General features: G+C 58.1%; 11 protein-coding genes and 1 pseudogene. 6 read left to right on the top strand and 6 right to left on the bottom strand.

Annotation, left to right across the window (positions count from 1 at the left end; translation table 11 throughout):
* Window positions 1-186: 186 nt before the first annotated feature.
* Window positions 187-1,773 (bottom strand): apolipoprotein N-acyltransferase, encoded by a 1,587-nt coding sequence (gene lnt / locus AC0QKW_RS00050; RefSeq protein ID WP_473149034.1) that lies wholly within the window; start codon window positions 1,771-1,773, stop codon window positions 187-189.
* 69 nt (window positions 1,774-1,842) lie between these two features.
* Window positions 1,843-2,169 (bottom strand): annotated as a pseudogene (locus tag AC0QKW_RS00055) (hypothetical protein); the annotation flags it as partial.
* A 570-nt stretch (window positions 2,170-2,739) separates the two neighbouring features.
* Here AC0QKW_RS00055 and dnaK point away from each other — a divergent pair.
* Together dnaK and AC0QKW_RS00065 are read left to right on the top strand one after the other, a co-directional pair.
* Window positions 2,740-5,520 (top strand): molecular chaperone DnaK, encoded by a 2,781-nt coding sequence (dnaK, locus tag AC0QKW_RS00060; RefSeq protein ID WP_473149035.1) that lies wholly within the window; start codon window positions 2,740-2,742, stop codon window positions 5,518-5,520.
* A gap of 76 nt (window positions 5,521-5,596) precedes the next feature.
* On the top strand, window positions 5,597-6,556 hold the full coding sequence (locus tag AC0QKW_RS00065; RefSeq protein ID WP_473149036.1) for a DnaJ C-terminal domain-containing protein: 960 nt from the start codon (window positions 5,597-5,599) through the stop codon (window positions 6,554-6,556).
* A 64-nt stretch (window positions 6,557-6,620) separates the two neighbouring features.
* Here AC0QKW_RS00065 and AC0QKW_RS00070 read toward each other — a convergent pair whose 3' ends face one another.
* On the bottom strand, window positions 6,621-7,100 hold the full coding sequence (locus AC0QKW_RS00070; RefSeq protein WP_473149037.1) for a biphenyl 2,3-dioxygenase: 480 nt from the start codon (window positions 7,098-7,100) through the stop codon (window positions 6,621-6,623).
* Window positions 7,101-7,111: 11 nt separating this feature from the next.
* Window positions 7,112-7,657 carry a peptidoglycan-binding domain-containing protein gene (locus AC0QKW_RS00075; RefSeq protein WP_473149038.1) on the bottom strand — a complete coding sequence of 182 codons (546 nt, stop codon included), beginning with the start codon at window positions 7,655-7,657 and terminating at the stop codon, window positions 7,112-7,114.
* 400 nt (window positions 7,658-8,057) lie between these two features.
* On the opposite strand from AC0QKW_RS00075, the gene AC0QKW_RS00080 reads away from it, so the two are divergent.
* The 3 genes from AC0QKW_RS00080 (at window position 8,058) to AC0QKW_RS00090 (ending at window position 10,381) form a co-directional block, all read left to right on the top strand.
* On the top strand, window positions 8,058-8,693 hold the full coding sequence (locus AC0QKW_RS00080; RefSeq protein ID WP_473149039.1) for an RNA polymerase sigma factor: 636 nt from the start codon (window positions 8,058-8,060) through the stop codon (window positions 8,691-8,693).
* A 104-nt stretch (window positions 8,694-8,797) separates the two neighbouring features.
* A complete protein-coding gene (locus AC0QKW_RS00085; protein WP_473149040.1) occupies window positions 8,798-9,520 on the top strand; it encodes a DsbA family protein in 723 nt (240 codons plus the stop codon).
* A 372-nt stretch (window positions 9,521-9,892) separates the two neighbouring features.
* Window positions 9,893-10,381, top strand: a complete 489-nt coding sequence (locus AC0QKW_RS00090) for a hypothetical protein (protein ID WP_473149041.1) — start codon at window positions 9,893-9,895, stop codon at window positions 10,379-10,381.
* A gap of 223 nt (window positions 10,382-10,604) precedes the next feature.
* Here the strand turns inward: AC0QKW_RS00090 and AC0QKW_RS00095 are convergent, their stop codons facing one another.
* Complete coding sequence (locus AC0QKW_RS00095; RefSeq protein ID WP_473149042.1) at window positions 10,605-11,678, bottom strand: fatty acid desaturase; 1,074 nt, start codon at window positions 11,676-11,678, stop codon at window positions 10,605-10,607.
* 184 nt (window positions 11,679-11,862) lie between these two features.
* Here AC0QKW_RS00095 and AC0QKW_RS00100 point away from each other — a divergent pair, with 184 nt between their 5' ends.
* Entirely contained in the window at window positions 11,863-12,675 is an 813-nt protein-coding gene (locus AC0QKW_RS00100) for an IS5 family transposase (RefSeq protein WP_473149043.1), read from the top strand.
* Between the two features lie 77 nt (window positions 12,676-12,752).
* On the opposite strand, the gene AC0QKW_RS00105 is transcribed toward AC0QKW_RS00100, so the two are convergent.
* On the bottom strand, window positions 12,753-14,408 hold the full coding sequence (locus AC0QKW_RS00105; protein WP_473149044.1) for an alpha-amylase: 1,656 nt from the start codon (window positions 14,406-14,408) through the stop codon (window positions 12,753-12,755).
* Between the last annotated feature and the right edge of the window lie 63 nt (window positions 14,409-14,471).

Raw genomic sequence — 14,471 nt, forward strand, 5'->3', positions numbered from 1 at the left:
CACCGACAACAAGACCTTCAATGGGCGGAAATTTGGGGCAACGTCCCAGGTTGTTGCCCCGCTGTCCCACCTTGAGATACTTAAGTTGACACCAATGACAGCGGTGCGCCCTGCCGCATCGGAGTTAGCCAAGCAGGGTTTGGTCCAAGACCAAATCCGAAATCCCCGATTCCCCCAAGGCCAACGCTAACGGCGATCGCCCCACCAGCCCCACACCACCGCCAGCCCCAGCAGCAGCGGCGTCAGCCAGTCGCCCCAGCGAATGTAGGGGGTCAGGGTTGGGCGGCGATCCAGCTCGGTGCGGTGGGTGAGGTAGGTCTGGGGTTCCCCCAGCCAGAGGGTGCGCCCGTGGTTATCCACCAGGCCCGAGAGGCCCGTATTGGTCACGCGCAGCGCCCAGCGATCGCTCTCTACCGCCCGCAGCACATCAAAGCCGTGGTGCTGCCGCATCATCCATACCGGGTAGGGGTCGTTATTAGAAGCGGTGACAATAAACTCGCCCCCGCTCTTCACCTGGGGGCGAAACAGGCGACTGTAGGCCGACTCGTAGCAGATGCCCACCGCGCCCTGGCCCAGGCTGGTCTCAAACCGCTGATTCGTGGCTCCCGGCACCAGGTAGCTATCCAGCGGCGACAGGCGGCTTATGAGGCGACCCAACACCGCCTCAAAGGGAACGTATTCTCCCAAGGGCACTAGCTGCACCTTGTCATAGTGACCGTAGGTTTGGCCGTCAGGACGAATTTCGAGAATGCTCTGGGTGTACTGGGTTTTGCCCTCTCCCGGCACAGGCGCAAAGGTGCCTAGCCATAGGGGCACGCCCCCCCGCTCCACCGTGCGCACAATGGCTGCAATCTGGGGCGAATTTAGATTCCACAACTGCGGCAGCGCCCCCTCCGGCGTCACCACCGCATCTACACCTTCAGCCACCAGCGCCCGGTAACCATCGGTGTAACCCTGAAGCGCCTGGTTGACCCCCTGGGGGGTGAGCTTTTCGCGGGTGGGTACATTGCCCTGGATCAGGCCGACGGCGATAGATTGGCCAGGCGCTGCTGCTGGAGTTGTGATGTAAAGGAAAGCGCCCAGGGTGTGACCCGCTATGGCCAGACCGATAGCGGAGAGGAGGAGAGAGTGGGAGAATTTTATTCCTGCCCTCTGCCTGCTGACGCCTGCTCCCGCTAAAGCCAAAAACCCATTACTAGCCACAAGAATAGCGGTAATGGCTCCCGGCCCCGAGAGCCTGGCCAAATGCAAAATCCACACATTGCTGGGGCTTTGGGTCAGGCTGAGGGGTGACCAGTCGAGGGGGCTGTGGTTGCGCAGGGCTTCGAGGGCGCACCAGAGGGCAGTGCCCAGCAGTACTAGCCAGAGCGATCGCCCCGGCCAGCGGCGATTGGCCCAGGCCAAGGCCCCACCCCAGGCCGCAATGCAGACTGAGCCCCAGAAAACGATAAAGATCCAAGACGAGAGGGCGATCGCCACGCTACTTGCCCAGGGCACCCCCATCCACATCAGCGGGTGCAGATGGGTAATCCACGCCAGAGAAATGCCGTAGTACACCAGCCCCCACAGCAGCCCATAGACTGTCGCTAGACCTGCTGACGGTGCTGCCAACACCACCCACCACAGCGGTGCTAGACCCACCCAGGCCAGAGGCCACAGGCTCCAGGGCGGTAGCGCCAGGGCCATTAGCCCGCCGCTGAGCACCACCAGCCCTGCCAAGCGCCAGCTCCAGCCCTGGGCTATGGTCTGCCAAAAAATCTGTGCTGATTTCACTTAGTCAGCATTGCTCACATTGTCGCCGTCTGAGAGATGACCCACCCGGCTGGGCTCTAGGGTAGTAGACCGACCGCAGCAGCGATCGATGCCCAAACTGTCAAACAGCAGGTCGCCCACGGCGTTAGCCACCGAAAACTCGCCGTAGAAACTCTCAGAAAAATCAAAGGCCTGCAGCTCGGTCAAAATGGCCATCACCAGCGAACCCACATCGTTTTCGCCCTCCATGCGCTGACGCACAAACACCTGCGCCACCCGAGTGGCAATGGTGTCGTTGGCGGGTTCGGGCAGGTATTCGGCATTGAGCCAGGTGAGCAGAGCCGACTTGAGCCACTCGCCCTCTCGGTACACATCGTCTGGGGGCGGCAGCATGATCGGGTCGAGAGGGTCAGTCATCGGCAGGCTGAGATAACCGTCTTAATCACCCTCAATATTACTGCCTGGGGCTGGCAATCTGCGGGTTGTGTCTAATCTCTAGTGTCGCGCCGCAAACAGGTGATCAGCTGTTTGCAAGCTCTGTGCCGTCGTCGTTGGCTAGATAGTTGTCAAAGCTATGAAACCTGGGCCGCGTTCATACCATGGAGATTAGGAAGGGCGATCGCGCTCCATCCACCTCAACCAATCTTCAGTGCAGAGACCTCTGCACATCACCCGCTCAACTTAGGACAATGCTGATCAAGAAAATACCCAAGGATTTTGCTTCCTGCCGACGGCGCAGGCTACATCGGGGTATCTTTTCCCCCGAGATTTCCTTCAAGCCCTCCAACCCTCCCAATCTTATTCATCTTTCTCGCCTTACTGGGGCTTTCGGTGCCTTAGGGTAGAATCAAGGCCAGTCTGTGACAGAGTATCATTAAGAAAGTTGATGTAAGTAGGTTGGCAGAAGCGATGCCCTACCGGTGCTAACCTTCATTCAGCATGCAGACCTGAGCACGCAGATAGACAGATAAGGAGACGCCAGAGCGAATGGGAAAAGTAGTTGGCATCGACCTGGGCACGACCAACTCAGTGGTCTCTGTAATGGAGGGTGGCAAGCCGGTAGTGATTGCCAACGCCGAGGGCATGCGCACGACCCCTTCGGTGGTGGCCTTTAGCAAAGAGGGCGAGCGCTTGGTGGGGCAAATGGCCCGACGGCAGGCGGTGCTCAATCCCCAAAATACCTTCTACGGCGTCAAGCGCTACATGGGTCGCCGCTACGCCGAGCTTGACCAGTCGTCCAAGCGGGTGCCCTACACCATTCGCCGCGATGATCTGGGCAACGTCAAAGTTCGCTGCCCTCGGCTAGAAAAAGACTTTGCCCCCGAAGAAATTTCGGCCATTGTGTTGCGTAAGCTGGCGGATGAAGCCAGCCGATACCTGGGCCAGCCGGTGACCGGGGCAGTGATAACCGTGCCCGCCTACTTTAACGATGCTCAGCGCCAGGCCACCCGCAACGCCGGGCGCATCGCCGGGCTGGAGGTGAAGCGCATTCTCAACGAGCCGACGGCGGCAGCGCTGGCCTACGGCCTTGATCAGGTGCAGAATGAAACCATTTTGGTGTTTGACCTGGGGGGCGGCACCTTCGACGTATCCATCCTCGATGTGGGCGATGGGGTGTTTGAGGTGCGTTCCACTTCTGGAGACACTCAGCTCGGCGGCACCAACTTCGACACCAAAATTGTTGACTGGCTGGCCGATGAATTCCTTGAAAAAGAGGGCGTTGACCTGAGGAAGGATCGCCAAGCGCTCCAGCGGCTGACCGAGGCAGCGGAGAAAGCCAAGATCGAGCTGTCGGGCGTGGCCAGTACTGAAATTAGCCTGCCGTTTATCACCGCCAGCCCCGACGGCCCCAAGCACATTGAAACTCGGCTGTCGCGATCGCAGTTCGAAGGTCTCTGCGGTGACTTGGTCAGTGCTCTACGGGCTCCCCTCAAGCAAGCCCTCAGCGATGCTGGGCTGACTCCCAACGACATCGACGAGGTGGTGCTGGTGGGGGGCGGCAGCCGCATGCCCATGGTGCAAGACTTGGTGCGCGGTCTGATTGGCCTCGAACCCAGCCAAAATGTGAACCCCGACGAAGCGGTGGCCGTGGGCGCTGCCGTGCAGGCGGGCATCATCACTCAAGAAGTGCAAGACATCATGCTGCTGGATGTCACCTCGCTGTCGCTAGGGCTAGAAACCATCGGCGGCGTGATGAAGAAGGTGATTCCGCGCAACACCACGATTCCGGTGCGGCGATCGGATATTTTCTCCACCTCTGAGAATAACCAGACCTCCGTGGAAGTCCACGTGCTCCAGGGCGAGCGCGAGATGGGGGCCGACAACAAATCCCTGGGTCGCTTTAAGCTGATGGGTATTCCCCCCGCCCCGCGCGGGGTACCCCAGGTGCTGGTGTCTTTCGACATTGACGCCAACGGTATTCTGCAAGTCTCGGCGATGGATAAGACCACCGGGCGCGAGCAGAGTTTGACTGTGCAGGGCGCATCTAACCTGGAAGAGGGCGAAGTGCAGCGGATGATCCGCGAGGCAGAGGAGTTTGCCGAAACCGATCGCCTCCAGCGCGAGCGGGTCGAGAAGCGCAACCGGGCCGAAGCCCTCACCTTCCAGGCCGAGCGGCTGCTGCGGGAGGTGGCCCTCGATTTTGGCATGCAGTTTGCCCGCGATCGCCGTCGCCGCATTGAAGGTTTGGTGCAGGAACTGCGCGACTATCTAGAGCAGAGCGACGAGCGCGGTATCGACATTGCCCAGGCCGAACTGCAGGACGAACTCTACGACCTCAACCGCGAGGCCTATCTATACGAGGCTGAGGATGCTCCTGAAGGCGGCATTCTCGGCCAGATTGGCAACACCCTGAAGAAAACCTTTTCCTTTGACGACGACCTGGAGGCGCGGCCCAACTACGGCTACCAGGGGTCATCCTCCTGGGGCAACTGGGACGACGACTGGGACTACGACAACCGGGGCCGCGCTCCAGGCCAGAGCTACGGTGGCCAAAACTATGGCGGCCAGAGCTACGGTAGCCCTGCCTATGACAATCGCGCCTACGGCACCACCGGTTACAGCGGTCAGGCCTACAACAATCAAGGCTATGATGACCGGGCCTATCGCGATCAGGGCTATGGCAGCCAGGGCTACAGCGAAGGCGGAGCCGTTTCCCCAGATAATCGCCAACCTCGCTCCCGAAATGAGTCAGGCTATGGTGGCTACAGCGACAGCCGCGATGCCGATCGCGCCTACGGTAGCTCAGGATACGATCGCAATTCTTCTCCATCGAGAAATCGCCCCTCTGAGCCTGGCCCGGCCCAGCCCCCTAGCTCTGGCTACGATCGCCCAGACTATGGGCCAGACTACAGCCGAGACTATGGTGGGCAATCCCAAGGTGCTGCCCCTGGTCGCTCTAACCCAGGCAGCGCTGACTATGGCTCCTCGGGCTATAGCGATCGCCGCTACGGCCAGGGCGAGGCCGACTACTCCAATGCCGGAGCCAATACCCGTGCCCCCTCGGCCCCCGACCGCTCGACCGATCGCGGCTACGGTGACCAGGGCTATGGTGACCAGGGCTACGACCCCTATGCCAGTGAACCCTCGGCGGGCAATCGACCCCCCCAGCCCAACACTTGGGACGACGACCCCTGGGGGGCATCTGCCGCCCCTCGCCGATCCCCTGAGCCCCCGGCTCCCGACCGTCGCCCTCGGCAGCCGTCGCCCGAGGCGCGCCCGACCCCCGGCTACGACGACAACTGGAGCGATCGCGACGAGTGGCTTTAGCCAAGATCTCCCGCTTTAGCCGCCCGGCTTTAAATGCCACCCCTGATTTCCTCCACCCCTATCCACCCACCCCTCGATGGAGAACTTTCGGAATTACTACGCCATCCTGGAGATTTCTAGGGAGGCGACAACCAGTGATATTAAACAGGCCTACCGCAAGCTAGCCCGGCAATATCACCCCGACCTCAACCCCGGCGATCGCGCTGCCGAAGAGCAGTTCAAACTGGTCAGCGAAGCCTACACCGTACTCTCTGACGACGAAAAACGCGCCCAGTACGAAAAATTTAGCGAGTACTGGCAGCAGGAGGGCTTTAAGAAAGGCCAGGGCAAATCTGTAGTTGGGGATATTTTTAGCGGTCGTATTTCCCTTGAAGACTTTGGCTTTGGGGAATTTCCTGACTTTAATGTGTTTGTCGACCAGCTCCTCAACCGCCGTTCTACGGTACGACGGGGAGACGGGGTAGGTGAAAATGGCGCAGCTTCCGATCGCAATTTTACCGATTACAGCCCAACCACAGCCCGCGATTCGCGCGATGCCGAGGCCGACCTCACCATTCCCCTCGAAAAGGCCTTTCGCGGTGGGCGTGAGCGCATTCGCCTAGAAGATGGGCGATCGCTCGAAGTCAATATGCCCGCAGGCATGGTCACCGGCCAGCGCATTCGCCTGCGAGGCCAGGGTCTGGGCGGTGGTAACCTGTACCTGCGCATTGAGGTCGATCCGCACCCCTTCTACACCCTGCGTGGCAACGATGTGTACTGCCGATTGCCCATCACCCCCAGCGAAGCCGCCCTCGGTAGCACCATCGATATTCCCACCCTCGGTGGCCCGGTGCGGACTAGCCTGCCCCAGGGAGCGCAAACGGGGCAGGTCATTCAGCTAGCGGGTCGCGGTTACCCTGTTGGCAGAGAAAGTCGCGGCGATCAGATTGTGGAGTTAGCCGTGGTGGTGCCGAGGGAGTTGGGCGATCGCGAAAAAGCCCTCTACGAAGAACTCCGCCAGACCGAGCGCTTTCGCCCCCGCACTGGCCTGATATGAAGTCGGCATGCCCCACGCCAGGTTCACCGCAGATGCGTCGGTCTACCCCTACGAGAGGCAATCGTTACGAATCTTGGGGGGCGACGATCGCAATTGTCCCCACCATGCCTGCCTCGGCGTGGCCAGCGATCGCGCAGTGCAGCTCGTAGGTGCCAGGGCGCTCGGGTACAAACACCCACTCGGCGATCGCCCCCGGCTTTAGCTCCAGCTCGTGAATAGCTCCTTTGACCTCTACTCCAGCCGCCTGTACCTTTTGAGTCCAGAGACCATCGGCAAAGTCTTTAGCGGTGAAGTAGTGCTTCTCAGGGCTGGGGTTGTCGAGCACCAGGCGGTAGGGTTGACCAGCGACAAACTCGAAGTGGTCTGGCTCAAACCGCAGACTACCCGCAGCATTACCCAGGTGTACGATAACGGGCGCTGGGGGGGTGGGTGCTGCGATCGCGGCTCCTCCCAGCCCAACGAACAGGGCTGCTAGGCCTGCCAGGGCGATCGCCACGAGCCATTGCCGCCACCACTCCGCTGACCTCAGCTGTTGTCCAATCATGGGGCTTGTTCCTATAGATACCCCAAGGGAAGATCGTCGGGGTAGAGGGTCTTTAGGGATTCTATCGCGTGCCGGGTACTCGGCCCGATAATGCCGTCAATGGCACCGCTGTAGACCCCCACCCGCTGAAGAAACTCTTGTAACGCCTGAGGCCGCTTTTGCAGATCTTGCCACAGGCTATCGGCCCAGGTTTGGCCCATGATGCGTCTGAGTTTTTGCTGCTGCTGTTGCAGATCGTCTTCGGTCAACAGATGCAGGTGCTCGCCTACCCAACAGTCGGCCTCGTCTAGCCAAAAACTGAGCAGCGGGTCATCCACAGCCTGGGCCAAAATATCGGCCATGTGCTCTTCGGCAGCGGCAGACAGGCTCGGTTCAAGAGCGAGGGTACAGTAGTCAATCAGCGTGGAGCGATACCGCTGAAGTGACTGTCCGAGCCTATGGGCAGAGATATCCCTAGCGGAGAAACGGGCTGTGGTCAACCGCTTTGGAGCAGCCGGTGTACCCGCCGTAGATAGAAAGGGATCGTCTCCGGGCGATCGCCCATGGTCTAGGCTCATGACTCCTCGCGTGGCTCCTTTAGAAAAGCAGACTAATAGAAAAGCAAACTCAACAAATGAAACAGCGAAGCAACTACAGACCCAAAAACAACCCTGGGTCGCTCGGTTGGAGGAGGTGCCGCCCGAGGCCCTACTCGCCAGGCAACTCTCCAAGCCCTGCCCCTAGCATTCTGTTACTGGAGGTAGAAAGGGGGCGAGAGCGTCAGCGCTAGTGTATTAGTGACCCAGTCCCTGGGGTTGTGACAGGTATTCGGTAAGTTTCTTGACGGCTGCCTCCAGAGACTTGGCTGGCTATTGTGCTGGCATGTATTTTGCGTAGTTTCCGCAATGGCCACGGTCACGTTGGAGAACTCTATATCACTGATTAGTGAGTGATGCCGCACCTAACGCCCTAGGGACTATGAGCCAAGTTGACGACACCAGTGGTTCCCATGAGTTACGCTTACCCGCCAATGCTCCAGCCCCAGACGTGTTTGATCAAGCCCTGAGTGACATTCTCGGCAAAGATAACCCCAAAACCTACCCAATTCTCAGTGCGATCCAGAGAACCCTCAAGCAGTACCACCTGGCTGACCAGTACGAAGTTTATGAAATTCTCCACGAAGCCTATCTGAGGGGTAAAAAAAAGCTGCAAGCGGGAGCAGTCATTCATAACCCCTACGCCTGGCTGCGGGCGACAGCCTTCAACATTGTCTACGAGCGCAAACGCAAGCAGCGCAGCAGCGCCACTGACCCCCAGTTAATCGAGGCCGTCTTGGCAGATCCGCGATTGACTCTTATGCAGCAGCAAATCCTCAACAGCGAGATTGACCTGCTCTACGAGGCGCTGGCGGTGCTGTACCAAGAAGACCCAGAAGGTACCTGTCTGCTGTACCTGCGCCATGTGCGCACCCTGTCGTGGAGTCAGATTGGGCAGTGGCTGGCTGCTGAGGGGCAGCCATTGCCCAACGATGCCACCCTGCGCCAGCGAGCCTCGCGGGCCAAGCGTCGCCTGCGCACTATCTTTCTGAAGCGACAAGGTCGAGCTGCCGCCTAAACTTTCCGACGGACGATGGGGCTACTCCAGGCAGCTCCATCCCGCCTGGCCAGCAGCACCCCAAAACGGCATGATAGACACAGCAATAGTAGGGGAAATTCGCCATGAGCAAGTTCTGGACAGGGCTGCGCGACTCTAAGCTCATGCTGTGGGGCATTATTGGGGCGCTGTTGGTGGGGCTGCTTGTTCCTCTGCTGTTTTTGCTGCCTCGGCGCAACCAAGCCAATGCTCCAAATAGCCCCCAAGCCCGCCAGGCGGTGGTTACCCAAGTGATTGGATCGATGGATCGCGCCAGCGTGATTGGCTCATCGCCCACCAAGGGGAACCCTACCGCGCCCATTGTGCTGTTTAAGTTCTCCGATTTTCAGTGCCCCTACTGCACCGTGGCGGCGGGCTATATGAAAGAGTTTGTGGGCAACCACGAAGATGACATTCTCTATGTCTATAAGCATTTTCCGCTGAGGCAGATACACCCTGAGGCAATGCCTGCGGCTAAGGCGGCTTGGGCTGCCCAGCAGCAGGGGCAGTTTTGGCTCTACCACGACGGGCTGTTTGTCAACCAAAGCCGTCTGGGCGAAGACCTCTACCTCGAGCTGGCCGAGGCAATGAATCTCGATCTAGAGAGGTTTAACCGCGATCGCGCCAGTTCCGAGGCCGCCGCCGCTATTCAGCAAGACTTAGATCTAGCCCAGCGGCTTCAGCTCCAGGGCACGCCCTCGTTTATCATGAACGACCTGCTGATACCGGGCGGTGCGCCCCTCCAGCTGTTTGAAGAAATTTTTCAGCAGATCAATGAGCAGATTAACCCCGTATCTTTAGGGGGTTAGCTGACTGAGCTGGGAATTGCCCCGCTGAGAACGTGCCAGTTGATTGTGCCAGTTGGGGCACCTGCTGGGAAATAAGGTCATTTGGGGCCGCTTTGATAGGGCTGGGCGATCGCACTTTAGCTCTCCAGATCTCCGAAAGCCTTGATATCAGGGTATTTGACTGAGAGTGCGACAGTGTCTGGCGATCGCACCGTATTCTCCACTACAGAAAGTGTCATGCCTCTGCCAAGGGGCACCTATCTCCAAGGGCTATAACAGTGTCATGGGCGCAAGCGTAACGCTGCTCCCGCCCCTCCATCCCCCAGCGTCAGCCGCCACGGGATGGCACCGCTACACCGTCGACAACACACAGTTTGCACTTGGAGAATGACTATGAAAACCCGCCTTATCGCTGCAATGGCTCTCGGTCTGGCCACCGTCTCTGTGGCTGCTCTCCCTATGACCGCCAGCGCTCAAGAAAGAACCACTGACTACAACTACGTAGGGGCCGGTGTCGGTATCGGCGACCTGGGCACCGGCGACTTTGGTCTGTCTATCAACAGCAAAGTCACCGTGTCCGACAACATCTCGGTACGCCCTGGCGTGATCTCTGACCTCAACTTCAGCGGCAACGGCGAAACCGTCTTCCTGCTGCCGGTCACCTACGACTTCAACGGCATCACTCAGAATGGTCGCCTGCTGCCCTTTGCCGGGGCTGGCCTATCGGTGTCAACCGAGGGCGAGGGTGCCGTCGGCCCGCTGCTCACCGCTGGGGTTGATTACCGCATCACCGATCGCGTCGTAGCCAACGGCACCGTCAACTGGTCGATCTACGGCAACAGCCAGGTCAATGGCACCGTCGGTCTGGGCTACACCTTCTAGCCTCCTGGCCCTTGGTTAGCTGCCAGCCCAATCCCCCATCCGGCTCACACAATCTCGATTTACAGTCGGTAACCGGCAAGGGTATTGCCCAGCAATACCCTTGCCAAACGGGGGCACACAGACGGGATCGGGCAAACGTTACCGCTCAACCACAAAAGACACCGGGCATTTATGGATAAACCCTAAACGCCCGGTGTCTTATTTTTACTTAAGGGGAACGCTGCTAGCGAGGTTTGGGCTGGTAGTAAACCGGCGAACCCTGGTCAGCCACGTAGTGACAGGCCCGAGACGATCGCACAAAGCTCTGCCAAACCGGCTCGCTAGAGGACCGATAGTAGTCACCCAAAATGGGCTTGATCGCCTCCGTAGCTACCTTCAGATGGTAGTGGGGCATCGTTGAGAAAATGTGGTGGGCAACATGGGTGCCAATATTGTGGTGAATCGAGTTTATCCACCCGTAGTCGCGATCGATGGTCGACAGGGCTCCCTTGAGAAAATACCACTCCTCTTGGCGATACCAGGGAATGTCAGCCTCGGTATGGTGTAAAAAGGTGACAAGGTCTAGCCACACGACAAATACCAGGTAGGGCATTACGTAATAGATCACCAAAAATGCCAGCCCCTGGCTAATTCCTAACCATCCCAAAAATAAAACCATCGCCGACCAGCACAGGGTACTCATCAGCACATCCTGCCGCTCCGATGGGCGAAACAGCTTGCTGCTGGGCAAAAAGTGCGATCCATCTCGCCCTGACGAACGAAAAAATAGGTAGAACGGATAAGCAATGAGCGATCCATAGAATCGTAAAAACTTTGGCACTGGCTGCATCGCCCGGTAGGTTTTCTCAGGAATGGGATACCAGCTTTCATCGGTGTCGATATTGCCAGTGTTGGCGTGGTGGATGCGATGGCTAATGCGCCAGCCGTGATAGGGCACCAAAATCGGTGTGTGGGCCAAATGTCCAATCAGGTTATTCAGCCATTTATGGCGGGAAAATGATCCGTGGCCGCAGTCGTGCCCCACCACGAACAGCGCCCAAAACATGGTTCCCTGGGCCAGCCAAAAAATCGGGAAAAACAGCCACGAGTTCAGCGTGGCGGCCAGGGCATACAGCCCGGCAATAATGCCCAGGTCAAGGGCGAAGTAAGCCAGCGATCGCGGGGTCGAAGGCTTGAAACAGTAGTCAGGAATAGCCGCCTTAAGGTCTTGAAGGGTAAAATTTAACTCCTGGGCCGAACGAATGTAGGCCGACAGCTCTACGTCCGTAGCCTCGGCCGAAATGCGATCTACTTGCACGAAAATACCTGTTTAACCGTAGGGATGAGCGCCCGATTCTGAAAGTCAGAAGAATGAGCGGGCGTTACATAGCTTAACTTTTCGCGGCATAAAATTCCATTTCGGCCTTAGAGCCTATCCGAAAACAGATGGCATGGCGGAAGAGTAGCGGTAGCGTGAGGATGTAGCAACAACTACCCATACGATGACCACCGCTGAGATTGACGCTCGATACCAAGTTCCTGATGCGTTGTGGGAACGGCTTCAGCCCTTGATTCCAAAGGATCCGCCGAAACCCAAGGGTGGGCGGCCTCGGATGGATGACCGTCAGGCATTAGACGCCATTTTCTACATCATGGTCACCGGCTGTCAGTGGAAGGCCCTGCCTCGATGTTTAGGGGCCTCCAGCACGGTGCATGACCGCTTTCAGGCGGCACCTTTGCCCGCTTTTGGCAGGCGTGCTTGGCTGAATACGCGAAGGTTGAAGGGATCGACTGGGACTGGAACAGTATGGACGGCGCGCTGGTCAAAGCGCCGTTGGGGGGAAAAAGAGACCGGCCCTAATCCCACTGACCGAGGGAAATCGGGCACCAAGCGCTCTGTCCTAACCGATGGTAACGGCATTCCGCTGGCCCTTGTGGTAGCTCCAGCCAATCGACACGACATGAAACTGTTTGAGGCTACCCTGGAGGCTCAACAGATGGTTCCGGCTGACCTTAAGGCTGAAACCGCTCGGCATCTTTGTCTTGACCGGGGCTATGACTATCGGGAGGTCCGGCGGATTCTAGAGCAATGGGGCTATGTCGGCCACATCCCGCCCAAAGACGAGCGTGACCTTATCATCCGTGACATTCCAAAGTATCGGGCTCGTCGATGGGTTGTAGAACGGACTCATTCCTGGATGAATCGGTTTCGACGGCTTTTGGTCCGATGGGAGAAGAAAGCCGACAACTACCTCGCCTTTCTCCACCTGGCCAGTGCGGTCATCACATTTCGCTCAGCTGGAGTTTTCGGATAGGCTCTTAGAGCCAGCAACATTTTTGCCTGGGTCTGAGACGAGAGACCCAGGCGAGAGCCAGCGAAAGCTCGAGACAGCTAGCTGGGGATTAGCTCTAGGAGCGGCCCCAGTATGGGGTGATCTTCAACCCATACTGACACCGACCCGCCATGGCAGCGAAACTCTGCCCAGCCGTCGTCGTTGGTGGAGATGGTTTGCTTAATATGCCCAGTCAGGTCGTAGAACGTGGTGTTGGGCTTGCCGACCTCCATCCACTTGGTGCCCTCCGAACCATTGCTTAACACCACCGCCATTGCCCTGGGGTGGGCGTCGGTGCCAAGGCGGGTCCAGCCCACCACGTTGGGGTGGTCAAAGTAGTCATACTGGGGGCCGTAGGCAAAGTGTTTACGACCGATCAGCAGCCGATCCAAAATTTCCCGGTGCGAGTCCATCCAGATCTCATACTCGTTGCCATCCCTACCTTTGTCTTTGTATTGGGCGCCATAGTAGTCGCAGTAAAAAATGCAGGGGTAGCCCTCCTCCCGCAGCAAAATCAGGGCGTAGGCCAGGGGTTTAAACCAGGCTTCTACCACTGACTCCAGCGCCTGGAGTGGCTGAGTATCGTGGTTTTCTACCAGGGTAACTGCCAACAGGGGCATTTCTTTGACCACGGTATTGTCGAAGATAGTGCGCAGGTCGTAGCCACTGCCGGCCTTACTAGCCTGGTGAAAATTGTTGTGCAGCGGTGCGTCAAACAGGTTGAGACAGCCGCCGGAGTTACCGGCATACCAGCTCAGCGCGCCCAGGTCGTAGGTCCAGTACTCGCCTACGCAAAATAAGTCTCGCTGGGAGTAATTTTCTAGGTGGGTCAGCCAGTCTACAAAGAAATCCCCGCAGATGTGCTTAATGGCATCTAGCCGAAAGCCATCGACACCAATGTTGTCGATCATCCACTCGCCCCAGTATTTCAGCTCACCCAGCACCTCTGGATGGTCAATGTCGAGGTCGCAACCCATCAGGTAGTCAAAGCTACCCAACTCCAAGCTCACCTTATCTTCAAAGGTTTTACCCTCAATCAGCCACACGGCACCGTAGTCGGGCTCGTAGCTGTTGTAGTCCACTGCATCAAAGTGGTACCAGTGCCACTTCATACTCGAGTATTGGTCGCCCCGCCCCGGAAAATTAAAGCCTGTCCATGATTTAATTTGGCGCATCTCACCCAGGGGTCGATGGCGATCCCTCGGATCCATAGGCGTCGCATTAAATTCTTCCTCAAAATCTGCCGCCATCTTGTGGTTAAACACCACATCGGCATAGATATTAATCCCCAGAGCGCGGCAGGCTTTTACTGCTGCCACATACTCATCCTTGGTGCCGTACTTGGTGCGTACCGATCCCTGTTGGTCAAACTCCCCCAGGTCAAACAGATCGTAGATCCCGTAGCCCACGTCAAAGCCGCCGCCGATCCCCTTGTGGGCCGGGGGCAGCCACAGGGCGGTAATGCCAGCCTCTGCCAAGGCCTGGGACTCTTGTTCCAGCCGGTTCCAGTGGTTACCATCGGCAGGGGTATACCAGTGGAAGTACTGCATCATCGTGCCGTTAAGCTCACCCCTCTTGTGTCGGCGACGCAAGGCCTCTGCGTTTGTCTCCAGCCATTCTCGTAAGGAGGCCTTAGCTGAGTCAGCCGCCTCAGTTGTGAAGGTAGATCCTAAAGACTTAAAGGTATCCTTGAGCTGCCGAAAGGGGTTAGACATAGCTGCCACCGTGGGATGCGTTTCTAATCACAATAAGCGCAAATCTTAAGAATTTGACAAAAG

It is taken from the genome of Pseudanabaena sp. PCC 9330, assembly GCF_055795045.1.